This is a genomic window from Pelosinus sp. sgz500959 (genome assembly GCF_042610375.1).
Lineage (GTDB): Bacteria > Bacillota > Negativicutes > DSM-13327 > DSM-13327 > CTSoil-075.
In genome coordinates this window covers 365314-390603 of sequence record NZ_JBGJZL010000004.1, presented here as the reverse complement: position 1 = coordinate 390603, position 25290 = coordinate 365314, and the positions used below count along the sequence as shown (strand labels likewise).

At 37.0% G+C, this 25290-nt stretch carries 24 protein-coding genes and 1 pseudogene; 8 read left to right on the top strand and 17 right to left on the bottom strand.

All coding sequences use genetic code 11. The features are described from left to right. The first annotated feature begins 25 nt into the window (after positions 1-25). Together ACAN52_RS08860 and ACAN52_RS08855 are read left to right on the top strand one after the other, a co-directional pair. Positions 26-208 (top strand): AraC family transcriptional regulator, encoded by a 183-nt coding sequence (locus ACAN52_RS08860; RefSeq protein ID WP_378954322.1) that lies wholly within the window; start codon positions 26-28, stop codon positions 206-208. 120 nt (positions 209-328) lie between these two features. Continuing rightward, entirely contained in the window at positions 329-724 is a 396-nt protein-coding gene (locus ACAN52_RS08855; protein ID WP_378954321.1) for a GyrI-like domain-containing protein, read from the top strand. Between the two features lie 193 nt (positions 725-917). Here ACAN52_RS08855 and ACAN52_RS08850 read toward each other — a convergent pair whose 3' ends face one another. The 7 genes from ACAN52_RS08850 to ACAN52_RS08820 all read right to left on the bottom strand — a co-directional run bounded on the left by ACAN52_RS08850 (position 918) and on the right by ACAN52_RS08820 (position 6906). Further along, complete coding sequence (locus ACAN52_RS08850; protein WP_378954320.1) at positions 918-1187, bottom strand: thioredoxin family protein; 270 nt, start codon at positions 1185-1187, stop codon at positions 918-920. 266 nt (positions 1188-1453) lie between these two features. Continuing rightward, entirely contained in the window at positions 1454-2317 is an 864-nt protein-coding gene (locus ACAN52_RS08845) for an arginase family protein (RefSeq protein WP_378954319.1), read from the bottom strand. A 184-nt stretch (positions 2318-2501) separates the two neighbouring features. Further along, positions 2502-3311 (bottom strand): acetoacetate decarboxylase family protein, encoded by an 810-nt coding sequence (locus ACAN52_RS08840; protein ID WP_378954318.1) that lies wholly within the window; start codon positions 3309-3311, stop codon positions 2502-2504. 44 nt (positions 3312-3355) lie between these two features. Then, positions 3356-3766 (bottom strand): DUF2000 domain-containing protein, encoded by a 411-nt coding sequence (locus ACAN52_RS08835; protein ID WP_378954317.1) that lies wholly within the window; start codon positions 3764-3766, stop codon positions 3356-3358. A gap of 140 nt (positions 3767-3906) precedes the next feature. After that, complete coding sequence (locus ACAN52_RS08830; protein WP_378954316.1) at positions 3907-4707, bottom strand: AraC family transcriptional regulator; 801 nt, start codon at positions 4705-4707, stop codon at positions 3907-3909. A gap of 542 nt (positions 4708-5249) precedes the next feature. Further along, positions 5250-5885, bottom strand: a complete 636-nt coding sequence (locus ACAN52_RS08825; protein WP_378954315.1) for a hypothetical protein — start codon at positions 5883-5885, stop codon at positions 5250-5252. A gap of 196 nt (positions 5886-6081) precedes the next feature. Then, complete coding sequence (locus tag ACAN52_RS08820; protein WP_378954314.1) at positions 6082-6906, bottom strand: TIM barrel protein; 825 nt, start codon at positions 6904-6906, stop codon at positions 6082-6084. On the opposite strand from ACAN52_RS08820, the gene ACAN52_RS08815 reads away from it, so the two are divergent. Together ACAN52_RS08815 and ACAN52_RS08810 are read left to right on the top strand one after the other, a co-directional pair. Continuing rightward, positions 6896-7051 (top strand): hypothetical protein, encoded by a 156-nt coding sequence (locus ACAN52_RS08815; RefSeq protein WP_378954312.1) that lies wholly within the window; start codon positions 6896-6898, stop codon positions 7049-7051. The genes ACAN52_RS08820 and ACAN52_RS08815 overlap by 11 nt on opposite strands. Before the next feature lie 51 nt (positions 7052-7102). After that, positions 7103-7282: a winged helix-turn-helix transcriptional regulator gene (locus ACAN52_RS08810; protein WP_378954371.1), complete on the top strand. Its 180-nt coding sequence runs from the start codon at positions 7103-7105 to the stop codon at positions 7280-7282. Positions 7283-7299: 17 nt separating this feature from the next. Here the strand turns inward: ACAN52_RS08810 and ACAN52_RS08805 are convergent, their stop codons facing one another. From ACAN52_RS08805 to ACAN52_RS08780, 6 genes are all read right to left on the bottom strand, one after another. Next, complete coding sequence (locus ACAN52_RS08805) at positions 7300-7950, bottom strand: hypothetical protein (protein WP_378954311.1); 651 nt, start codon at positions 7948-7950, stop codon at positions 7300-7302. Between the two features lie 495 nt (positions 7951-8445). Further along, entirely contained in the window at positions 8446-8754 is a 309-nt protein-coding gene (locus ACAN52_RS08800) for a hypothetical protein (protein WP_378954310.1), read from the bottom strand. A 126-nt stretch (positions 8755-8880) separates the two neighbouring features. Next, positions 8881-9030, bottom strand: a complete 150-nt coding sequence (locus ACAN52_RS08795; protein WP_378954309.1) for a hypothetical protein — start codon at positions 9028-9030, stop codon at positions 8881-8883. Positions 9031-9517: 487 nt separating this feature from the next. Next, positions 9518-10393 (bottom strand): methionyl aminopeptidase, encoded by an 876-nt coding sequence (locus ACAN52_RS08790; RefSeq protein ID WP_378954308.1) that lies wholly within the window; start codon positions 10391-10393, stop codon positions 9518-9520. Positions 10394-10423: 30 nt separating this feature from the next. After that, positions 10424-10807 carry a helix-turn-helix transcriptional regulator gene (locus ACAN52_RS08785; RefSeq protein ID WP_378954307.1) on the bottom strand — a complete coding sequence of 128 codons (384 nt, stop codon included), beginning with the start codon at positions 10805-10807 and terminating at the stop codon, positions 10424-10426. Between the two features lie 224 nt (positions 10808-11031). Further along, a complete protein-coding gene (locus tag ACAN52_RS08780; RefSeq protein WP_378954306.1) occupies positions 11032-13527 on the bottom strand; it encodes an ATP-binding protein in 2496 nt (831 codons plus the stop codon). 612 nt (positions 13528-14139) lie between these two features. On the opposite strand from ACAN52_RS08780, the pseudogene ACAN52_RS08775 reads away from it, so the two are divergent. Then, positions 14140-14217: pseudogene (locus ACAN52_RS08775) on the top strand (helix-turn-helix domain-containing protein); the annotation flags it as partial. Positions 14218-14408: 191 nt separating this feature from the next. On the opposite strand, the gene ACAN52_RS08770 reads toward ACAN52_RS08775, so the two are convergent. After that, the gene (locus tag ACAN52_RS08770; protein ID WP_378954305.1) at positions 14409-16919 is read right to left on the bottom strand and encodes an ATP-binding protein; all 2511 of its coding nucleotides are present in this window, start codon (positions 16917-16919) and stop codon (positions 14409-14411) included. Between the two features lie 540 nt (positions 16920-17459). Between ACAN52_RS08770 and ACAN52_RS08765 the strand changes: the two genes are divergently transcribed. Next, the gene (locus tag ACAN52_RS08765) at positions 17460-20399 is read left to right on the top strand and encodes a DUF3427 domain-containing protein (protein ID WP_378954304.1); all 2940 of its coding nucleotides are present in this window, start codon (positions 17460-17462) and stop codon (positions 20397-20399) included. Positions 20400-20459: 60 nt separating this feature from the next. Here the strand turns inward: ACAN52_RS08765 and ACAN52_RS08760 are convergent, their stop codons facing one another. Then, positions 20460-20858: a (deoxy)nucleoside triphosphate pyrophosphohydrolase gene (locus ACAN52_RS08760; protein WP_378954303.1), complete on the bottom strand. Its 399-nt coding sequence runs from the start codon at positions 20856-20858 to the stop codon at positions 20460-20462. A gap of 502 nt (positions 20859-21360) precedes the next feature. Between ACAN52_RS08760 and ACAN52_RS08755 the strand changes: the two genes are divergently transcribed. Further along, positions 21361-21729, top strand: a complete 369-nt coding sequence (locus ACAN52_RS08755; RefSeq protein WP_378954302.1) for an AbrB/MazE/SpoVT family DNA-binding domain-containing protein — start codon at positions 21361-21363, stop codon at positions 21727-21729. Between the two features lie 2 nt (positions 21730-21731). Further along, the gene (locus ACAN52_RS08750; protein ID WP_378954301.1) at positions 21732-22022 is read left to right on the top strand and encodes a type II toxin-antitoxin system RelE/ParE family toxin; all 291 of its coding nucleotides are present in this window, start codon (positions 21732-21734) and stop codon (positions 22020-22022) included. A gap of 404 nt (positions 22023-22426) precedes the next feature. Here ACAN52_RS08750 and ACAN52_RS08745 read toward each other — a convergent pair whose 3' ends face one another. Continuing rightward, positions 22427-22768 (bottom strand): hypothetical protein, encoded by a 342-nt coding sequence (locus ACAN52_RS08745; protein ID WP_378954299.1) that lies wholly within the window; start codon positions 22766-22768, stop codon positions 22427-22429. Between the two features lie 400 nt (positions 22769-23168). Further along, positions 23169-24887: a methyl-accepting chemotaxis protein gene (locus ACAN52_RS08740; protein ID WP_378954298.1), complete on the bottom strand. Its 1719-nt coding sequence runs from the start codon at positions 24885-24887 to the stop codon at positions 23169-23171. Positions 24888-25290: the final 403 nt, after the last annotated feature.

Genomic DNA, 25290 nt, shown 5'->3' with positions numbered 1-25290 from the left:
ATTATTCTTGATTGGTGGTGAGATTTTGCTGTTATATCATAAAGCGCTAGAACAAGCTGTGGAATACATTGAAAAACATTTAAAACAATCTATAAAAGTGGAAGATGTGGCAAATCACGTAAATATTTCTTACTTTCATTTCCACAGAATTTTTTTTGCTGCCACTGGTGAAGTATTAGGGGATTATATCATAGAATCTATCAAGTAAGCATTCAGCCTAAGATTGTTTATCTGGATAAACCTGTTCTTATTGGCGGAATACAAGGAAAGACTTCTATAAGAAATAATCAAATTCCAAAGCTGTGGTCGGAGTTGGCTAGCAAATTGAATGAAATTAAAAATCCTTACAATCCTAAAGTGTTTTATGGTGTTTTATGGTGTTTCAATCGTAGACGAGAGTGATAGACTATATGGTTTTACTGAAGATGCAGAATATATTGAGGTTGTGGGAACAGAGGTTAGGAATTGTGATGATGTATCTATAGGAATGGTAACCTATGAAATCCTCGCTGGGTACTACGCAGTTTTTGAACATAAGGGCAAGGCAGAAGACATGCTTGATACCTATAAATATATTATAGGAACTTGGGCGTACAATACCGATTATGAAATTAACGGAGGATATAGTTTTGAAAGGTATGGGGAAGATTATTATGGATCGGAGGATGCTATGTCTATAGCTAGAATATATATTCCCATCAAAAATCCAAAGACTGAGATATGATTTTATAGCAAACTCTATAATGGCAGTTGCTAATATACTGATAAAAAGCAGCAATCTCTGACTGTGCCAGAGATTGCTGCTTTTTATAAGTATATTATAGGAATTAAGGTAATATTCGATAACCAGACTGAAAAACTGGGCAAGAAATATCCACGTCCTATACCGAGTGCCATAACAATGAAAGTCCATAAAATTAACGATCTGTTTTACTGGCTTCTTCAAACACTTTATGTACAATGTCTTTAGTAGTGCCACCTTCAAACACTTTACGATTTCCTACATAGTAAGTTGGAACATAATAGTAATCGTATTGTTTTGCAATTGCAGGCGTCTTCTCTTCATCAATGATTTCTACTTTTATGTCTTTATATTTCGGATTCTCTTGCTTTACTTCATCAATCCAATTAATTGCTCTTTTACAATGAGGGCACCAATCTGTTATAAGCACAGTAATATCTTTCATAAGTCTACCACCTTTCTTATAATTACATTATTAATACTGTTGTCAATTATATTAGAGTCTGCACAAAATGAATGGAAGGGATACAGGAATAGGTTTACTGCCTTCAATTACTACATTGACACATTGCAATTATCTCATGGTTAATTTCGCCATCTTTTTGTTTTTTATTTCAAGACAATCCACTGTCCCCGTCTTTCAAGTGTCCGGCAAGTCTGGCCTAGGTCATATTTTGAAACAATGCACCTATCCCTTGTTTTTGTCCTACTTCATCTTATGCATCCTTGAGTATCAACCAGACTATGCTTATTAAAGACGAGTTTATTTAGAATCAACTGCAATTGACCCATTCCTAATTCATCACAGGGAAAAAATTCTACTAAACTTGCTCCAACTACTCTTAATTTCCTATTAATACCCTCTAGTATGCTTATCAATGTTTCTAGACTAATGCCTGTTTTACTGGGCCATGCGCTGAAATGAAATGCAGTCTCTGATAATACATCTGTATCTATATGAACATAGACATATTTAAAGCCTTTGGATGAAATATAATGAGCAATTGTCTCCGGGGATGAATCCAATGTTTCCGGCGGGATAATTTTTATTCCTGCCTTTTGGATATACTCTGATTCTGCCGCGTCTAGACTCCTAGTTCCCGCCAGAATAATCTGCTCTGGTTTTAGTGTAGAGGACAGCAAGCAGCCAATCTCAGCATCGCCTTCTCCCAGTAAATGACGAATGGGCATTCCCGTAAAATATTTACTTAAAGAACTTTCTGGTGTATTGATATCTCCATGTGCGTCAAGCCAAACTACCGCCAAATCGCCACTAAAACGCCGATTGAGGTAATCAATAGGAGCTATGCCTACACTACAATTTCCTCCCACGGTAAAAATTGAGTCAGGCTGGTACTTGTTAATCGTTTCGATAGCTTCCATCTGTTGACTAAGTATTGTCTTGTAGCCGATGATGTTGTTTTCCGTCACTAGTTTTTCATTCAAGTCTACAAAAATCTTCTGAAACAAGAGCCTTTTTTCGAGTGTTTCTACTAGTTGCTTTGCTCCATCATAAACCTGACGATAAGGTCCTCCCTGCCACTCAGGGAAGAATAAATTGAGTTGTTTGCACATCTAGCTCACTTCCTTTTATAATATTTAACTATTCCTGTTAAATATTATAAAATCCTTGTAAAAAAAAAATTTTATGCTTTTAATGGAATTATTTCCTTCTTATACGTATTAGATTACACGGAGAAACTTATTTTACGGCAAATAAGACCATTTAACGAACAAGTCACGCAATACCTTACATACCTTAATATGCTAAATCATTTGTACGTAAATCGCGAAGATGAGTCAAATCATCAACAGTAAGTGCAAAAGAAAAACGATATCCAGCACCAACTGATGTCGGCCGCAAATCTGGAAGTTCCATATATGGATGATCAAAAAATTCCATTGTAGCTTCCCCTTTCCAGATCGGAGCCACCACAACATCACGTGATTTAAGCTGAACGAGTTCGTGTACTGCCGGTTTCCCATGTTTGCCTGCAGCAAGCTCTGGAAAGTATCGTACATTAACGGCGCTTGCAAAATTAGGCGCAGGAAGAGAATCAGTTAATTCCCCTAGAGTGATTTGTGCTTCGATCAAACGACGGTCTTTAACGGATAAAGTAGCGCCAAACTTTCCACCTGCTCCTATAATAGGATTTGCTTTTGATGGCAAATCATAAGCACGCGTAATCCATGTTGATCCCATTTGTTTAGGCCACCCCTGCACAAGACCTCGCATTAAGGCAACATCTTGGTCAACCCATATAAACGGGCAGTAGGCTACGGGCATCCCCGCAAATTGAGCCGATAATAAAATAATCGTTTCACGATATTGACTACAAACAGGATCTAAAAAATCTTCTTTAGTCTCGCTAGAGTACTGCCATTCAATAAAATATGCAACGCAGCGGCTTGAAACTAAATCCAGACCATCAGGCAAAAATGTTGCGGCAACTACTTCATTTACCTCATACTCAACTGCAAGTGCATTACCCACGTAATGCCATGGCGGTTTCGGTGCAAGACTTGATGTTCCGCGTGGCGTTCTTGGAAGTGTATATCCTTTAAGCATTATGTCATTCTCCTCATTTCATATATTTATACTCTTTATGCTTGCTATCGTAATAAGCCCAAATTTCCTGTTAGTTTATTTACTTTTTTCTTCGGACCATACAAGCAAATACCTAAATAATAAAGATCCGAACTTTGCAAACTGGAAAGTAGTCTGATATAGTCTTGATAATCCAAACATTTTTGAGCAACCTCGCTGAAATCTATAACCGTTATTTCAGAATAAGTACTGCCAAACATCAAATCCCGCATATCTTTAATCTGTTCTCTACTACCACTTAAAATAGGAATTGTTTGAGCAGTAATTCCTATATGTACATTGCCATTAGCATCTTCTATATCGCATCCTACAATGTCCTGTTGAAATATGTTACTCAGACTGATTCCCAGCACTGCAGCCGTATTGGCTACTAGTCCAAGCGGAAGTTCTTTATTGATAACCATGACAATCTTCATTATATATTCGCCCTCCCTTGTTTTATTCATTTTAGCAAAGCAAATCAGCTATGTATTGTAAAAAATTGACGACACTAAACTAGTGTCGTCAATTGCTATTAGGCCTTAAGAAGCCACTCACCGCGTTGGTCAATACTAAATTACATAAATTTTTGATACTTATCAGGCGTTATTCCAGTATAGCCCTTAAATACTTTAATAAAATGACTTTGATCATAAAATCCAGCTTCATTAGCTACTTCTGCCATCTGTCGATGTTTACACAACTCTTTTTTAGCATAATTTACTCTTAGCAATGTCTGATAGGTATGAGGCGGTACCTTAAACGTTTCTTTAAATGATCGGATAATATGGAACTTGTTTAACCCTGAAGCTTGTTCTAACTGATCCAATGTAACTTTTTCTAAGAAATAGCTATGTAAATATTCCCTAATCATTTTTAACTTAGGATGCTCTTTCTTGTATTTGATGTCACCTATTCTTTTTTCACCACTCAAAGATTGTTCGAATACAGCTAATATACTTGCTTCCTTCTTTAATGGACTCACATTACTTTTTAGACTTTTCATCATGTTGTTTATCGTCTGAAAAGTTTTATATACCGAAACATCTTTAATTATTGGATTATTCAACGCAAAGCTACCCTTACTTTTCATAAAGCCTTGCACCCAATCCTGATTTATAAAAAGCATTTTATATTTCCAAAGGTCCTGATTTACTGGATTACAGGCATGTATTAAATCAGGCGGAAGGAACACCATGGTTTTAGGATATATCTCATCAACCTTCCCTTCGTACCAAAAATAACTTCTCCCTTGATCGACAATACCAATCGAATATTCCTCGTGAGCATGTTTTTTATAGGACATCTCACTTGTATTACAAATTTTCAGCTCAAAAAAGGGCAAATTTTTATCACGATAAAATTGTATTCCACTCATACTATTTCCCCTCCCCTTACTGCATAATTTATCAAGTATAAGAATTAAATATCTTTGCCTCATTGTACTATCTTTGCACTTAAAAAGTAAAGAAACAGCTATTTAAAAAAATCAAGAAATGTCTACCACATTGTTGAATTCTATTTATAACTACAGTGTATGTTTATGTATTTTGTGGACATAGAAGAACCTCCTGTTATAGTTGTTCTATAACAGGAGGTTCTTTTTTCCCAATGACCTATGGCGTTTAGTAAGGATGATGTCTATTTTAGCTATTAGCAATGGTAATTTTTTCATATCATGTTAAATTATATCTTTAAAACGCAGAACAAGTTCAGCAATGATAGTAGCAAATGTTAATTTTGTCCTTTTTTATTCCAAGATGCTCCACCATTCCCTGTCTCGTTCGTTAGCGCGACTGGATCGAGCTCGAAATTTGAAAAATCAAAGCATTTTTACCAAATTTTCCTCCTATTTCCAGTCCATTTATCCTCAAAATATCGCCTTTTCCCTAACACCTGGGACAATGATAAACTTGACTTTTAAAGCTTAATGCATGATCCATGACCAGTGGCTACAAACGCAGGGTTTAATTGAGATAAAGTTTGCTGCAGCTTTGCCCTTCGCTCGGGGTCTGATACCTGTTCTTGAGTTATTCCGTTTACTTCTGACTGCCAATTCCCCTCTATTACTGTGCCAGCGGTTTTTCCAAAGCGAAACACTAAGTCACTGCTAAAGAATATTCTTCGTTTGGTTTCTACAAGCAATAAACCTTCCCACAGATGCATCTCAGATGGGTAACTAATGAATTCAAGTTCATAGCCGCCTGTCGTCAGTTTCTCTCCTGTTTTTTTACTTATAACATCATCTGTAATTCCAAAGCCACTCAACTGTCGTGCAGTAATTTCAGAACAAATGGGCTTAGCCTCGGGAAAATTCTTCAATAACAGTGACAGGCCTCCGCATTCGTCCGATTCAAAATGTGAAATAAATATATATTTCAACTGCCTTCCATCGAGAACACTTTTCAGTTGTGGTATCAAGTTCTCCGCCTGCTTAATGCTTCCAGTATGAACCAATAGAGGTTCATCAGTTAATAATAGATACTGGTGAAATGTAAGATCAATAGGTGGAACATAAGAACTGAATTGATGTAAATCCTCATAAATATTTGACATTTGATCACCCCTTATACGTATAGAATTTGCATTAGAATTTATTTTATTTGGTACAAGTAATAAATATTTCGCATAAATCACTTGTGGCAATTTGTGATCTATTTTTCTGTATTCCGCCAAGTCAACTAATCCGCTTTTACTTACGCGCTAAACCATACCATTTCCAAATGGTATCTTCTCCACCTCCAACTCCGATCTATAAATTCTCATATACTCTTTTCAACAATAAAGCATCATTTTCAACTCTGGGTCCTTCGCATATGACGCAGCCTTTCACATCAAAATCCTTTAATGCTTTCAAACAGGCGTTAAAGTTAAAGTCGCTTTCCTCTAGTGGAAGGTGATTTTGCTCGCCTTTCTTGCTATACTTGACTCCACCCATATGAATATGAAGATCATCTAAAGCAACTTGACCTAATTCGTCTATTATATATTGCAGTATTTTCGCAAAGTCGTCATAATCTTTTAAGCTGCCGTTATTTCTTGCATGTATATGAGCAAAATCAACACATAGTTTACATGAACTGATTTCTTTACACAGAGACACCAATTCTTGAAGTGTTCCAAATTGAGTTCCCTTCCCGGTAGTCTCCAATCTATAATCAATTCCATTGTATGGCATCCTAGACAAGTTTTTTCTTATAGTATCATACGTCGTCTCTTTCGAATCTTTCAAATAATAACCAGGGTGAAAAATAAGACTTCGACCTTGGACTTTAGCTAGACCCTCTACCGCATCTAAGATTCTTCGAATCGATTCTTCTTGTTTCTCCAACTCATCAGCGTTTAGATTTATATAATGTGATCCATGGGCCGATAAATAAAAGTCATTTGCTAGTTTGTTTTTCAATATTGCATCTTTGTTCTTATCCGATACGTTGACAGACCTAACAAACAAAAGTTCCATAGCATCAAGCCCGAGTTCCTTCAGATAGTTTATTCCTGAAGCGTAGTTGAACTTCTGTCCATTACCAATGGGAAGCCCGGATATCCCAAATAGAAGTCGATTAATGGCACTCATCCTTTCTTTAAGGGCTGCAACACAAGTTCAAATTGATTTAATCTTATCCTTACTCAAGAAGCAACTTAATAACAGCGTACCAATCAGAGCAAGTACTAATTATAAAGATTTAGTACTTGAAGTTTTATTGCAACTTGAAATGTAACGTTACAAATATCATAATAAAGATTATTCAAACTTATCGCAAGTAGGCACTATAAAGTCATATACTTACCTTTCTGTAAGTAATGAGTATCTAAGGAGTGACACGATTGAAGTAACAGTTAATCTCTTAGGAGATAAGTGGAAGGCACTAATCATGAGAATTTTATTGTTAAAAGGTACCCAGAGATTTGGCGAACTCGGTCGAGGAATTAATGGCACAGCACTTGTTTAAATATTATTTACAATCTTTCAGTCAATCCCTATCAAATCCAACAGATGTATTCCTTTCACACCACCCAACTTTACCCCTTGAACACACGCTGTACAATAGCAGATTACCTTGTCAGTGGTAAATTGTGCGCAGTATTCTTTCATAAGTTTTTCTTGCTCATCTTTTGAGTGTGGAATAAACTTATCTTTTGCTTTTTCAATAAAACGATTCGGAGCAAATTCTCCATTTTGCGGCGGTAATACTTCCAATAAAGAAGTGCCGCAAAAATCTGTTTTTTTAAAGTTGTTCTCGATTTCTACTATCTCGATATTCATGCGTTTCAATATTTTACGAATTGCATCCTGCTGAGTTCGGTTATCATATACTCTCCAACAATCTTGTACTGTCATCTTTTCGCCATGATAATCTGTCCACGGAAATTCGTTATCTTCCGCTAAAAGTTCCCATACACTAATTGCTTTTGCTTGTAGCGCATCTTCTTGAATAAAGGCTGCACAAGTATTGCATATGTATACTGCTGTATCCTGCTCCGTTAACTTTTTATGATTTGGGCGACAGCACCCCGTAATATTGACTTCGTACTTTTTGCTCAAATACTGTTGAATTTTTTTGCTACTCTCAGATGAATAAGCTGTAAACTTACAGCTTGGAAAATAAATATATGACATTTTGTTCCTCCTTACAAGATACTCTAAAAGGATAATACTATATTGCAAGATTTTTTACTATCTCCTAGACTTAAATTAGATTGAGAATAAATTGCATTTTAAGAAATTTATTCTCAATTATATATTTTTTAAAGAAATTCGTGATTTGAATGGTGGAGACGATCCATGGCCTAGCACTAGCAAACCCACCTTTTTCCCTATGAAAGAATGAATACCCGCTATTCGCCGTTATATGTAATAGTAAGTCCGTTCCTTTTTTGATAACTCTATGCCAAAAAGGACTGTCCCCAACTAAACTGGACCAACAAAAACGGACATTGCAAAAGAACCCTCAATCATAGGATAATAAAACTACGATTGGGGGTTCTTTGGCAATGTCCGAGGAAAAAAGGAACCGAAATTTTGGATCAGCCATCATGATAGCGGTTGATTCCCTAAACCTTAGGCATTAACCACTTTTTAGAGTGGGGTTTTAATGAATTGTTAGCTTACGTTTCAGTATAAAGTTTGAAATCGATAGAGAGAATTTCTCAATTCAAAAATATTGTTTAGACTAGGTTCCTCGGTACGAGTAGCCCAAAAATTCTTGAATTCTGTAACTAATTCTATTGGCGGTTTTCCTGGCAGACACAGGTTTTCTGCAAACATGCCATTGTAAGTCTCGGATTTTTCACCGTGGGATAGGTCTTCAATCCAGGAAATGATATCAATCGTTGCATTGATATCCATAGCTGATTTTAGATAGAGATCCTTATATAGCTGGTTTAAATAATTATCTTCTACTGCATCAGTTTGTTCACTCATCCTAATCTCCTCCTTGGCTACTATTTTTGAGCTGGCCGTGGTTGACTTATTCCCCTTATTCCCCGTAGTATACAAGTCTCGGTCATTATCATAAGTCCTATTTATCGATTAAAATACAATATAGACTTAAATGAAATTCCCATTAATGGGAATTAGTCTACTATTCGGCATGAAAATTACAAATTCTTGAACATATAGTGGATCAACAAAATAACATCCCATAATCTCTGTCCACTTCATTTGGCCATTCCAATCATAGACCAAATAATTTGTCACAGATATCACCCCCCTCTTTTTTTTAAAATAGGTGAGGATAGGGACTAAGCCATTTTTAGTCAGCACGCTAATTTCAGTTTATTCCCTCCATGATGAAAACACAAACAAGTGATTGACAGGTATAACCGCAAATAAAACCCTGTCATCCCTTCACTCGTTAAATATGAAGCAACGCCTTAGAATTAAGACGCTTCAGAGGGAAATACTAGCAAATTCAGGAAACCGATAATAGGGCTATCGCATTAGCGATATAAATTTATCACTGGCGACAGTTCTGTTCTTTCTTTTACAAATTTCTAAATTCCGCATAATGTAATTAGAAATAAAAAGGGCCCACAAAAACAGAGGAATCTTTCCCTCAAAATTTTGTGTGCCCTTATACTGTTTTTATGCTATTTAAAACGGATGTAAATAAGATCTGCATCTGACTTCTTGTATTTTATTATACAGTCTATTCACAGGTTCCGGCGCAATCTAAACAATCAAGTCAATATGCCAATACTTCATGACCCTCATCTGTTACCAGCACCATAATCTCCCATTGCGCCGACGGCTTGCCGTCTTTGGTATAAGTAGTCCAACCATTTTGTTTATCTAATAATATTTCGTCTGTACCCATATTAACCATCGGCTCTATGGTAAATATCATGCCTGGCACCATCAACATTTCAGTTTTTTTCTTTGAAACAAAGCTTACCCATGGGTCTTCATGAAAATCCAAACCAATTCCATGCCCACCAATATTTTTTACAACAGAATATCCATTTTTTATAGCATGCTCATGCACTGCTTGCCCCATATCTCCAAGAAAACCCCAAGGTTTTACTTGTTTTAACCCATACTCGATGCATTCCTTAGCAACACGAACCAGTTTCTTCTTTCCTTCGCCTATATCTCCAATAGAGAACATTCTTGAAGAATCCGAGAAGTATCCCTTGTAAATCGTTGAAACATCCACATTGATAATATCCCCGTTACGTAATACCACATTTTCCGAGGGTATTCCATGACACACCTGTTCGTTAACAGAAGTGCATACACTTTTGGGAAATCCATTATATCCAAGCTGTGCCGGTATACCGCCTAATTCTATTGTTTTTTGATAAACAAGCTGATTTATATCCTCTGTTGTCAATCCTGCTCGAATATATTTTGCAATACAGTCTAAAACTACAATATTTATTTTTCCGCTTTCACGTATTCCTACTATTTGTTCCGGCATTTTAATAATATTTCTAGGCGGAACTGTATGCCCTTGCATTTTATAAAATTCGATTTTACCATCGAATTCTGCATGGCACTTTTTATATTTTATTTGACTACCACACCAACACAGATCATTTCTTCCCAATTTATTGAGCATCTTACTATCCCTCCATTGTTAAAGTATATTTTAGGGAGTGAAAGATTCATCCGGCACTGGGAGTATCTCAGGCTTCATATATAATTGAATCGTAGTTAACCGTTTTCGATATTGATAAGGAGTACATCCATATGCATCCACAAAAGCTCTCGTAAATGCTTCTTGAGATGAAAATCCATATTTTATTGCTATATCCAAAAACCTCATTTGCGTATTTTTAACTTCTATCGAAGCAAGACTTAATTTACGTTTTGATATATATTGTTTAAAAGTAATTCCAATATTTTCATGGAACTTAGTCGAACAATAGAATGGAGAATACCCAACATAATTGGACATTTCAGCAAGTGTTGGGTTAACAGTTATATTATCTTCAATCCACTTAATCATATTTTCTATCGTTTCTACTGACAATTATTATCCCTCCCTGCCTACATAAAATATTATATCATCCTCTATCATCAAAAACTTGATATAACTTGCAATATTAATCCTCATAACCTTTAATAAAATTAGTTCAATAGAATTTCTTCATAATCATCACCCTTACAAATCCCATAAGCATGATAAAATAAATCTATTATACATTGAATGTCAAATTGAACGGAGAATTTCATGGAACTAAAAGAAAAGATTATTTAACTATCCATTTTTTTCTGGTTAAAAATAAAATGAAATTCCGTCCCATCCGGACCGGTTTCCACTTCAATGGTCGCATCATGTCGCTGAGCAATTTGAAAACATACAGGCAAGCCTAACCCCGTGCCATGCTCCTTCGTCGTAAAAAATGGAGTCCACAAATTAGCTTTGACCTCAGGTGTCATTCCCTGGCCTTGATCTCTCACCGTCATTACAACCTGGTTTCCTATACGTGCGGTACTGATAGTCACCTGACCACCATCCGACATGGAGTCTAGTCCGTTTCCTACCAGATTCAGAATACATTGTCGCATCTCTTTTTCGTCCGCAAATATTTCAAGAGTGTCTTGTAGTTCTAGTTCAATATTGTTCCCCCGCCTAAAGGCATCGGCCTGCAATAAAGGAAAAACATTTAGGATTATCTTATTCAGATCGGTTAAGACCAGATCAACTTTCTTATCTTTAGCTAGCGACAAAAAATCGGTGATGATTGAATTTGCTCGGTCCAATTCGTCAATCATAATCGCAAAAGATTCTCGATATTCTACGAAAGCATCTTTTTGATTAAACCACTGCAAATACCCCCGCACCGTGGTCATGGGATTACGGACCTCGTGTCCGATGCTAGCTGCCATTTCTCCAATCAAATTGAGTCGATCAAAACGTGCCAACTCCGATTCTAACTGTTTCTTGTCAGTAATGTCTGTTATTATATGTAAATTGCACGGCCTATTATTTAACATGATGACTTCACTAGAAAGTAGCCCTGAACGCATTATATTATTATCACGATACTTAATTTCATAATTACTTATGCTACCGTGATTAAGCAACTCTTTTTCAACTGTTTTTCGTTCACTCGGGTCATCCCAAATATTTATGAGATCAACCGACTGACCAACAACTTCCTCTCGTGTGAGTCCAAAAGCTTTTAGAAAAGAATTATTAATATCGATGTAAGTATCATCCTGTAGCGATATGATCATCATAAGATGAGGATTTATATTGAATGCTTGCATAAAACGTTCTTGTGCTTGTTTTTGTTCTGTATTATCGCGAGAAATTCCCAAAACTGTTTTGACCTGACCTTTTTCATCTAATTCTGGGACCCAGATAATTCTAACATATTTAGTATTTGTTTTATCTTCTCCATACTCCATTTCCATGTCCAGTTTTTTACCTGTATTATAAACATAATTTATTGACGATTCCCATTCCTGCCAGACATTCTGCGGCAGGCCCCAGTCTCTTATATTCTTACCTACAAAGAAAGCCATTGGCCTCTCAATGCGTCTTTCTGATTCTGGATTCATATATAAAGACTCACAGTTTCTATTAAATCGAGTAATAGAGTCAGGACAGTTTTCTATTAACGTTTGATAGTCAGACATGCGTCTTTTTATTGCTTTTCCCTGCTCATTCAGCTTTATACCTGCCATCTGCAATTCATGCACTTTATCTTCCAAATTTTGATTCATTGCACGTTGCTTAGCCACCCGGTCAACTAGCAAACCAAAAATGACCAAGATAAATAAGCTGGTCAGTAAAGCTCCAAGAATGTATCCTTGCTTACGCTCTGAAAAATTGCCTAAGGCCATTTGGGTAGATACTCCTACCGTGACTATAAGGGGATAATCTTGCATGACGCGGTAACTGGCTAAACGAGCGCTCTTATCCAAGTAATTATTTCCTAATATTGTCCCATAGGGACTAGATACGGCGTATTTCCAAAGGTTACTCTCTCTTATATCCTGATTGAAACTTACTTCGCCGTTACTCTGACGGGCTCGAACGATTCCATCCTTGCCAATCAGTGAAATCGTACTGTCCGAGCCAAGGTCGATCATGTTGTAATAATCACCAAAATACTTTATTCGTAGCCCTAGGACAACAACGCCTCCAAAAGATCCATCCGGCTTGTTGATGCGACGACTCACGGGAATTGTATATCCCCCGAGATTCCTGCCAAACATCGGCTTGCCGATATATATTTCTTGGGTGTCAAGATCTTTGTGGACTTGGTAATATTCACGGTCCGCAACGTTCGACCCAATGCCTTTTTCAATGAAGGATATTACCGCGATTCCGTGTTCATTGATGACTGCAACTTGCTGATATCGTACTGGATCGGTTGCCGCATCCGCTACATATTCCGCAAGAAGAGGACTAGCGATCCCGTATCGTTCATAAGTCTTTTTGATACTGAGCAAATCTTTATCCGCTTCTACAACAATTCGACGTACGTATTCCTCGAAAGCTTTGGTTAAATTCATTGTATCTCGTGAAGCTTTTTCAATTGACCTAGTGTACTCATTATTGATCTGATACCAAACAAAAAACCAGAGGCCGCTAATTAGGCAGACCACAAGTAAAACAATAGGCCACCAATGAGATATAGGTGGCACCAGTGCAAATCTGCTATTCCCTGTTGACTGTTGCTCTGCAGATAAATCTGCTGCAATGTTTTTTCTAAAAATTCCACGTAAGATTTCCATATCGTTTCCTCCAAATGACCTTCATTGGCCCGCAGCGCGACAACAAGATACTATTTCTCATCAAAATGACAGTCTGGTATATCACGAATATCCATATTCAATTTATGGCCTTTATGAAATGCGTCAGCTTGGAGCAGCGGAAACAGATAAGCGACGACTTTATTTAAATTGCCCGGTTTCATTTCTACAGTCTTTTCTTTGGCAAGGGACAGGAATTCCGTAATAATGGAAGAAAAAGCAGGATTAGCGAGACCGTCACGTTCATAGGAATTTTTTAAGTTTAGTAAATCCTCATCTGCCTCGATTTCAATGTTCTATCTTTATTCTGGCGAAAAAAATAGTATACATAAGTGTTCTCTATTCTCTTTATACATTGGAAATCCTTTCAATAATTGACAGCATCTACACAACATTTACCTGCAATAAGAATCAGCAATCGACAAACCGCCCTTCAGAATACAAAAAAGGAGGGCTCAATCTCACATTCTGCAAGGATCGATCCTATTTTTTTGAATGTTGCAGGGACATCTCGCTATAAAGACGATAACAATGCTTGAAAACGCGGTTCAACGCTACTTGAAGTGACCCAAAAATGTTAGACAATATAATGAAGCTGCAAAACTACTTGGCATAAGTCGTTCTACTCTTTGGCGCAAGCTCAAACGTTTAGGTCTGAAAAAGACTGTGTGACACCACCAATGAAAAATCGCTCAAACCGAAGGGGCTGTTGACAAAAGGGTAGCCGAGATCTTTCTCGACTACCCTTTTGTCAACAGCCCCCGAAGTCTGAGCGAACATATTGTGCGTCACGTTCCTAAGTGAAAAGCTTAGGCAATGGCAGTAATGCCAAGAGAACAATACCAAAATGATGCTATACTGATCTACTTTATTATCCATTTATTAATTAATTGAATAAGATTCTCTAGCTCAATTGGTTTTGAAATATAATCATCCATACCTGCAGTTAAACATTTTTCTTTGTCACCCTTTAATGCGTATGCAGTCATTGCTAAAATTGGCGTGCGGAAATCTCTATTTTTCTCTTTTTCCCTGATAATAGCCGTCGTAGAGTAACCATCCCAATAAGGCATGTTAATATCCATTAATATCATATCAAATCTTTGTTTTTCAAAGGCAGCAATCACGTCTTTACCATTCTCTACGGCAATAACCTGAAAACCATTCTTCTCTAAAATGATTTCCACCATATTCCTACTTACAACATCATCTTCAGCAAGTAACACTGTCTTATTTCGCGAATTTTCATACTGGACAAGTTCACGATGAGCACTCTTGTTCTCACTTTTTTTCATATTATTGCAAAGTCCAAATTCAGCTGTAAAAAAGAAACGACTTCCTACCCCTTCTTTACTTTCTACGCCAATTTCTCCATTCATGAGTTCAATTAGTTTTTGGGAAATCGCAAGTCCAAGTCCCGTTCCACCGAATTGTTTCGTATAAGAATCATCGATTTGACTGAATCTTTTAAATAACCTATCAAGATTATCATTCGCAATTCCAATTCCAGTATCTGTTACCACAAACTTTAATCTCACTTTATCATTATAGCTTTTCTCAAAGTCAATACCAATCACGATTTCGCCGTGGGATGTAAATTTAACTCCGTTACCTACTAAATTAGAAAGTACTTGACGTAATCGAACGGAATCACCAATGATACGATGTGGTATTTCCTTGCTAATGCTTAATTTAATACATAAGCCCTTTTGTTTGGCTGCAATATTAAATAACTCTACAACCTCACTCGTTGTTTCCCAGACATCAAACATCGCTTGTTCCAACTCAACTTTACCCGCTTCAATTTTTGAGTAGTCTAGAATGTCATTTAACACGCGTAGTAGCGCCATGGTTGATGATTTTACAACATTCAGGTATTCTCGTTGTTTTTCTTGCAAATCGGTCATTAATGTTATGTCTGTCATCCCAATAATTCCATTCATAGGTGTCCTGATCTCATGTGACATATTAGCAAGAAAATTGCTTTTTGCAACAGTAGCCCGTTCAGCCTCTTCTTTAGCTTTTAGTAGAGATTGCTCCGCCAACTGCCTCTCCATAACTTCCTCTTCTAGTGCCGCATTCATATCCGTCAGTTCGCAATTCAAGTTGCTAAGTGTCTCTTGGGACGCATGCCGTTCCATGATCTCCTCTTCTAAGGTTGCATTGAGTTCTTCCTGCTGGCATAAGCTGATGGACAGCTCGGAGTTAAGATGGAGTATTTCCTTTTCCGCTTTCCGGCGTCTGCGTCGATTAACGAGGAGCTGAAGAATGAAGATACCCTGTAATACAATCAGCACAATACCACCGATGATCTGCCATCGGTGAGTTTCCCAAATACCCGCCAACCTGTATTCAATCCTGCTATTAACTGGCAGGCTCGCTTCGTCAATCCCCCACCGCTTTACTTCTCGCCAGTCAAAGATGTAATTTGTTGCCTGAAAATGCTCCACTTTAGGATGGATAGTAAGATTCCCGCCTAGAATATCAATTCCCGTTTCGGCCGTTTTTTTTCCCAACTCTTTCGAGCTTGACATATAACCTCCTACCGTTCCGCGGCCCATATAGGTCGAAAGAGCCCCATAAACAGGAACACGGGCCGCCTGGCACACCTGCTGGATGACTTCGGCTGGTATAAACGTTTTTCCATCAACATCTTGGAAAAACGTGATGAAAAAAACTACTGAATCCTTATCGATATTTCTGATACTCTCTAGCATCTGAGCATATGGCAACTTATTTAAATAGATAAACTCAATCCGATTAGAGAAAGGTTTTGACGCTTCAACGAACAATTCAGTTTCATACCGATCGACGAAAAAATCACCTGTCACAACATAGATTTTCTTACTATTCGTTCTTGTCTGCAGGATGGTATCAATTGCCTTTCCCATGTCATAGGTACCCACCATTGCAAAATAATTCTCAGGTAAATCGCCTACTGTCCCTCCTTCGGAAGCATCCATGGCTAATACTGCGGGAACACTGGGGAAGACCTGATTTTTGTGGTTCAGTAAAAATTTGATCGCTGGATTGCTGTGGGCCAATATCAAATCCGGCTGGTTACCCTGGTATTTTTCCTTCAACCACTTTGCTAGCTCATCGGTATATTGTATCTTGGTAGCATACTTGGCCATTTCCATATATTCATACGAATACTCAATTTTGTAGCCTGCATGCTCCACCATTGCTTCTTCTAATCCTTGCATAAACAAATCTTGTGTTGGATAGTTTTGACCCTGGGAATACAAGATAAGCACCTTTTTTGTCGGCACTGGTTCCGCCGCATATGTGTACGAAAACCATGCCGTGGTCAGCAGCACTGCCGCAATAATCAGCCTCGCTATTCTCTTCGCCAAGCATCTTAGTAAATCCATAGTGCAACTCACCATCCCACGATTATATTAATACGACTAATTGATTGAAGGGCTTTTTATAATAGACAGCATCAAACATAACTTTCAGATAATTTTGCAAATTGAACATGCTGAATCATTCTTTAATGATATATTCTACGCCACTTCTATACAGCAACAAAAAGACTATTCTATTTTAATATTCCTTAAACTAATTCTGCCAGAACTAAATAATCCCTTCTTGTTTACTTAATTTGTCCAAATTACTTCGTTAATGTAAAATCTTATTCAAATTATTAGAAGCCACCTAAATTGGCATTACTATTTACCTTTCCGCATAATCAGAAAAACTTACAGCTAATCTTTTGAAATATACTACCTGTTCCCTTTTTTTACATCAATAGAACTACTCCCTTAGTCTCGCTTAAGGACAAAAATTCCTAAAATACCTGATAAAGTACCACGCTTTGATAAAATAGTGATATTTATGAAGGAATCTTTCTTATAATAGCCAATTTAAGGTATATATTCTAAAATCACCAATACTAAGGAGGACTTTCTTTGCACGGTGCTGGGTTCAAAACCGATTTATTTTACGCCGAACTACCACAAAGCTTGATAACGGGCTTTGTTGACAGCTTACATCCCTCCAAACAAGAATATATACCTCAACTACTAGTAAATGATAAGAAAAATGGAAAAACCATTTTGACAACCATAGATAAAGAATTAAGAAGCTGTGATGAGTTTTGGTTTTCCGTTGCCTTTGTAACCAAAAGTGGTGTTGCTGTATTCATCAACTTATTAAAAGAATTACAAACTAAAAACATAAAAGGTAAAATATTAGTCTCACAATATCAAAATTTCACTCAGCCAGAAGCCCTCAGAGCTTTATTGAAATTTGAAAATATTGAATTACGAATAGTAACAAAAGAAAACTTTCACGCCAAAGGTTATTTATTTAAAAAAGGCCCAGGTTATGATCTCATAATTGGAAGTAGTAATCTTACCGCCAATGCTTTATGTATCAATAAAGAATGGAATCTCCTGGTATCATCTACGAATAAAGGAACATTAATTAATAACACACTAAAGGAGTTTCATCACGAATTCCAACAAGCCTATCCAGTGACACCTTTTTTTATAGCGCAGTATGAAAAAGTCTATACAGCACAACTTAGTTATGCCTATAAAAAAAGCCAATTCGAAGATGCTCTTGCAATATTAGAACCTAATAAAATGCAAGTCGAAGCATTAAAAAATTTAAAAAGATTGCGTTTTGAAGGCAAAAATAAAGCTTTATTAATTTCTGCTACTGGTACGGGTAAGACCTATTTATCTGCTTTTGATGTACAAAAAGTAAATCCACAAAAATTTTTGTTTATTGTTCACCGAGAGACCATAGCAAAAGCAGCCCTAAAAAGCTACCGCAGAGTATTTGGAAACAATAAAACGATGGGCCTTTATACTGGAAATACAAAAGAAATGAATGCTGATTTTCTATTTTGCACTATACAAACCCTATCTCTTGATTATAATCTTCACCAGTTTAATGAACATCATTTTGATTATATTGTCATTGATGAAACACATCGTGCTGGAGCGGCTACCTATCAAAAAATATTAAATTATTTTAAACCTACTTTTTTATTAGGCATGACTGCTACACCGGAGCGTATGGATGACTTTGATATTTTTAAAGAATTTGACTATAATATTGCCTATGAAATTCGCTTGCATAGAGCGTTAGAAGAACAAATGCTGTGCAACTTTCACTATTTTGGCGTAACAGACATAACAGTTGACGGAAAATTATTAGATGACCAAACCTCATTTCAATCATTGGTGTCTTATGAACGGATAGATAATATCATTGAAAAGGCTAGATTCTACGGTTGCGATAACGGTCAAGTTCGCGGGCTAGTTTTTTGTAGTTCTGTCGAAGAAAGCAATGCACTCGCTACAGCCTTTACTCATAGAGGCTATAAAGCTGTCTCTCTTTGCAGTAAAAGCAGCGAAACCGAACGAGCAGATGCTTTTGCCCGTTTAGAAAGCAATCATATAGAGAGTAAATTAGATTATATTTTTTCCGTTAATATTTTAAACGAAGGTATCGATATGCCTAAAGTGAATCAAATCATCATGCTGAGACCAACCCAATCAGCAATTGTTTTTGTTCAGCAACTAGGGCGAGGCCTACGTAAAGCAGATTATAAAGAATATGTAACTGTCATTGATTTTATTGGCAATTATAACAATAACTATCTTATTCCCGTCGCATTATATGGTAATCATTCTTATAATAAAGATACCTTGCGAAAACTTTTAGTAAGCGGTAGTCACTTAATTCCTGGTGCTTCGACAATAAACTTTGACGAAATTGCCCAAGAGAGAATTTTTAAAGCCATTGACAGCGCAAACATGCAATTAAAGAAAGATCTAGTCAGAGATTATGATTTACTAAAATGTAAGCTTGGAAAAATTCCCATGATGATGGATTTTTTGACCCATGGCTCACGCGATCCACAGCTTTATTCTAATTATGCTAAGTCTTACTTTAATTTTGTAGCGGATCAAGAAACTAGCTTGCAAAATTGCCTCTCTATAAAAGCAATCAAATTACTAGAGCTATTGTCAAACGACATCGCCAATACCAAACGAGTAGAAGAAATCCTTATCCTGCGTGAATTGATAAAGCATACCCAATTGACCAAAGTCGCTTGCACAACTATGGTGCGCGAAAAATATGACACTCATGTTTCAGAAGAGACCATACAGTCCTGTATCCGTAATATCAACTTTGAATTTATTACTCAAACGGAAAATAAGAAACTGATTAGTGTAAAAGAGAAATATAACTTGGACATACTTTCTTATGAAAATGATACCTTTTCCTTATCAAAGGATGTCAAAAACCTCTTAAAAAGCGAGATTTTTACCCATTTTTTAACGGATATGCTTCAATATGCAGAAACCATGTATGACAGTTTTTTTAACCGAGAGCAATATATACAAGGTTTTATATTATACCAAAAGTATTCTCGCAAAGACGTATTCAGAATCTTAAACTGGAAACAAAATCCTGTTGCTCAAAATGTCGGAGGCTATATTATAAGCAGTGATAAAACAAACTGTCCTATTTTTGTTAACTATCACAAAGATGATACTATATCAGAAACGACAAAATACCATGACGGCTTCATTGATCGATATGAGTTTGAATGGATGTCAAAATCTAAGCGAACCTTAAATAGCCCTGATGTTATGGCGATTCGTAATTATAAAGAGGGGCTAAGACTACCATTATTTATTAAAAAGAGTAATGGGGAAAGTAATGATTTTTATTATATGGGAGATGTAACCCCTATTGACGAAAGTTTTGAACAAACTGCACTGCCTGATGGCAATGGCAAAACCGTTTCTGTCGTTAAAATTAGATTACGAATGAATCAGCCTGTAGAAGATTCCATCTATGAATATCTAACCACTCGCAACCTGTAGTCCATACTGGAACCAAAATCCATATAAAAAGAAAAGTATAGTCATCTCATTGAGAGAAAACTATACTTTTTCGTTTATAAGCTGTTCTACTGCAGGTATATCAGCAGGTGCCCATTGTAATGATCTTAAATTTTCTTTGCTAAGCCAAATTAATTTTGCATGTTCTGTTGCTATAGGGGTACCAGCAATAAGCTTGCACTTTATAGTAATCAGGTTTACCTTTATATTTTCATATTCATGGGTATGATCATGAAATACCTCATTAGCTTGAATTGTACATTTCAATTCTTCATCGATCTCACGTACGATGGCAGTTGCTAACTCTTCATTCTCTTCTACTTTCCCCCCTGGAAACTCCCATAAATTAGGCAGCAACATCTGGGAAGATCGAAGTGCACAGAGAATTTCATTATTTTCATTTTCAATGATTGCACCCACTACTTTTATTAACTTCTTCATAAAAACCACCTCTAAGCTAGCATAGCACATTCCAAATTAGATGTCACGGGGACGGGACTTTTTGAGCACTTGAAAAGCGATAATTTCATCCCCATGACATATTATATCAATATAACCTTCATCGTTTTCATAGCAATAGAGAAATAACCAACAATTTTTAATTTTCCTGTTTCCTGAAGTTATTCTTCATCAAAATATATGTAAGTACGGCATTTATCTCTTTTTTCATATTCAACAGCCTTACTTCTAATAAAATCAGTCATGTCATCATCTTGGCTATTTGGGCTGAAGACGATCCACCGCCCCCTGTCATTCCCTCATCTTTGGATTTAGCCGATAAATATAGTATATCATTCTTTATAGAAACAAGGAAACTGTAAGGAAGAAAGACGGAATATTACCCTCAACTATAAACCATTTGAGTTTTCTTTGTTTCTTTGTTATAATTATTTCAAGGATATTTCGTTCTTTATTTGCATATATTACAAAGGAGATGCTTATTATGCTCGCTAAAATTATGGAGCGTGGTCATATGGATAGAAAAATTATTAGTGTTTCTCAAAAACGTCAAATTACTATCCCACTTAAGTTTTTTAAGCAACTTGGTCTTGAAACAGAAGTCGAATGCTTTGTTAAGGATAATACCATCGTTATTCGCCCATTTCATAATACTTATGATGATTTCTCTGTCGAAATTCTAAAAGATCTTGTCGCCAAGGGAGTCTCTGGCGATGAGCTTGTACGTCAGTTTGAGGCCGAGACCAAGAACATACGAACTGCCATCGGTAACATGACTGCAGAAGCTGAGCGTATTGCTGCTGGTGAAAGTCCAGCCGCCACTTTTGATGATGTATTTGGCGAGGATCAATAAAAATGTATGAAATCTTATTCAGCCCCGCTAGTGAACGTTATTTAAAAAAACTTAAAAATAAGCAATTACGCTTAAAATTCAAGGATGCTATCCTCTCTATACAGATTGATCCATATATTGGTCAGGCCAAACGTGGTGACCTCTCTGGTATTTATGGCTATGATATTTACTACAATAAAACCAATTATGAAATTGCCTATTCCATTTTCGAGATTGACGGTAAAAAAGTCGTGGTTTTACTTGCTGGTACTCGCGAGAATTTTTATGAAGAATTGAAACGACTAATAAAATAAAGACTGTCAACGTCATGAACCTGCTTTTGTGGTTATTACCACAAAGGCAGGTTTTTAATTATTGTTCCTAGTACATTATCAGCATTAAAGAAACGACAGAATACTAATCCATCAGCCCGCCCAACATATATCTTACAAGGGACGGGGTTGCTGACACACAAGAATGTCAATATCCCCGTCCCCTTGTAAGATATATACGGTTATTCGTAAAGTAGGCACCTTTTTATTATATAGTAACCTTTTAGTAACTATTTAACAATTCCTCTATTGGTGTACTATGACACCAATTACAGAAAACACATTTCGGAGCTTTTAAGCATATAGTATTGCTCAATTAGGAAAATAAAAATCGCCCGATATACGGACGATTTTTCTAATATTCACTTATGAGCAAAAAATACACATCAAAGTTCGGTATCGAGTTTGTCCATGAATGATGTGAATTCCTCCGTGATGTTGATGCCGAGGCGGTCAGATAGTACCAGTAACCACCATTGACACTCCGCAATCTTACTCCCAAGTTCGGCATGAACATCTCCTCCGTGTACCCATCGGCCTTCAGAAGCCATGACAAGACGGGCGAGGATGCCAACATCGGAAACGAAAGCGAGCATGTCTTCTTCGGTAGTCCATATAGTCTTGTGATTCTTTACTTCGAGTTGTTGGTAAAGTCTACGCACACGCATAGCACGTTTGGTGGCTGTGTTGAAATCAGCATCAGTAGATTGTGGCAGTTTTGGATTCATGTTATCCATCCTTTATATCAAATTTATGCCAAGAACATATGTACGTCTATTATATTATACTATTATGCCTATGAAAATAGGGATCAATACATCATGCGAACACAGCCTAATGAAAAGAGTATGTCATTGCTTCATTTTTTGCACCAGAATCTCGATATAAGCTGGCCAAGAAGAAGTAAGGTTCTACTCGACTTTCGGGGTAGACATGGGACGATGGATCGTCTTGATTATTTTAGCTGAAGACGCTCCACCGTCCCATGTCATTTTCTACAGCGCAGTTCGCGATCTCCCCTAACTGCTTTTTTTCACATATTGCTTATTTTCAATATACAAAAATACAGGGCAATGAGTTTACCTTCATTGCCCTGCAAGGTGAAGCCTGTAGCATTGCTGCTAAATATTAAACTTTAAAAAATTCCACTGCATCCTGTAGCTCTTTTGCTGTGCCAGCCAATGACTGGCTAGCGGCAAGAATTTCTTGGATTGATGCCGAATGTTCTTCCGTAGCCGCAGAAACCGTTTGCGTCTTTCCTGCCGCTCGCCTACCGACTTGATCGATATTTTTAACCGCAGTTGAAATTTGCTCACTGGTTGCTGACATTTCTTCGATAGCAGTTGAAATTTCCATACTCTGAGATGAAACATTATTTACCAAAGAAGTAATTTCTTTAAAATTATCACCCGCACTTGCTACCACTTGCGCACCTAATTTCACTTCCTGGCTTCCCTTATTCATTGCTGCCACTGCTTTGCTCGTTTCAGACTGTACATCGCTGATCATTTCCCCGATCTGCGCGGCAGCCTCCTTCGATTGTTCTGCCAATTTACGAACTTCTTCAGCTACGACGGCAAATCCTCTGCCATTTTCACCAGCCCGTGCTGCTTCAATCGCTGCATTTAGTGCTAGCAGATTAGTCTGGCTGGCAATACCAGAAATAGTATCAATAATTTGTCCAATTTCTTGGGAGCGATCTCCTAGTTTTTTAACAGCTTGTGCCGATGATTCCACAGTCTCTTGGATACTGTTCATCTGCACTGTTACAGACTCTGCCGATTTGGCACCTGTTATCGCAGCATCAACAGTCTTAGAAACAGCTGCCGATACGGTACTTGAATTATCAGCAATATGCGTAATGGCCGCAACCATATGCTGTACACTACCTACCGTTTCATCAATAACCAACGACTGACTTTGTGCTCCTTGTGCCACCTCTTCAATGGCCATTGTCACCTGCTCAGTAACCTTAGCTGCCTCTTCAGCGCTGACATTCAGTTCCTCAGAGGACAGCGCCAATTGCTTTGAGGCATCTGAAATATTCTTCACCAACTTATGTAAACGATTAGCCATGTCATCAAATTCTTGGGTCAATTGCCCCACTTCATCTTTATAATAAAATTCATGTATTTTTCTATTTTTTAAATCACCAGCTGCCAAACGATGAACCTCAGTAAGTAACTCTGACAGCGGCGTCACAATCAGTCTTGAGATCATCCATCCTAGCGCACTGGCCAGAATCACTGCAATGGCCGTTACACCCATACTAATCCGATCATTATATAGAGCAATCTCGTCACTTTTCCGTTTTTCTTGCTCGGCAATTTTCTTATTGTATTCCGCCAACTCATCCAATAATTTATTGATAGTCTCTAAATGATTAGCTGCATTTTGGTAAAAATAAGCATGCCCCTCTAGTTGCTTGCCTGACATCGCTAAATTTAATGACTTTTGCCATTCATCGCGATATATTTTAGTCTCGATCATAATTTTTTCTAATGTTTGCTGCTCAAATGAGTCTAAATGAGTTTTCTGATATTTTTCTAATAAATCAATATAAACCTTTTTATGCTCCTCAATCTTCTTTAGATTTTTTTGTTGTTCCGCTGGGTCCTGACTAAGAAAAATCGCTAACGTCAAGGCTTCATTACCCCGACTTTCTGCCCGACCAGCATTCAGCCACTGAATGGACTGTAAGCGATTATTATACATGTCATCCATTTTTTCAGCCAAAGTTCCCGCTGCATAATGACCAACATACCCAACCGCAAGAAGAAAAACAGCCATAAATAAAACGAGTATCATAATTTTTGAAGAAGTTCTTATATTACGTAATTGTACCATATGTGATTCCTCCATTCTAAAAATTATTGTCAATGTAAACTCCGCAATTTGAGCAATAGATTTTTGTCCGCTAAAATTTATTATAATACTCTTTGGGAATTAAGACAATGCTCTTATGGAAATCGATTCTCTTTTATTAATGATAATTAATTTCATTGCAAATATCTGGCTTTCCTAATCACTGAATATCTCTATCGAACATCACTTTAGTCTTTGCCCTAGTAGTTTGCTATCCATTAATTGAATAGTAAACCTCAAGACGCTTACTGCGAAGATTATCACTAGGCAAAAAATAAAGTAATGTTATATCAAGTTCAGAACGGACACATTGAATTTCTCCAACCTGTTCCTTTCTAATCATATGTATTGTTTCGATTCTCAAAATTTGGTAGACAAGGGACGG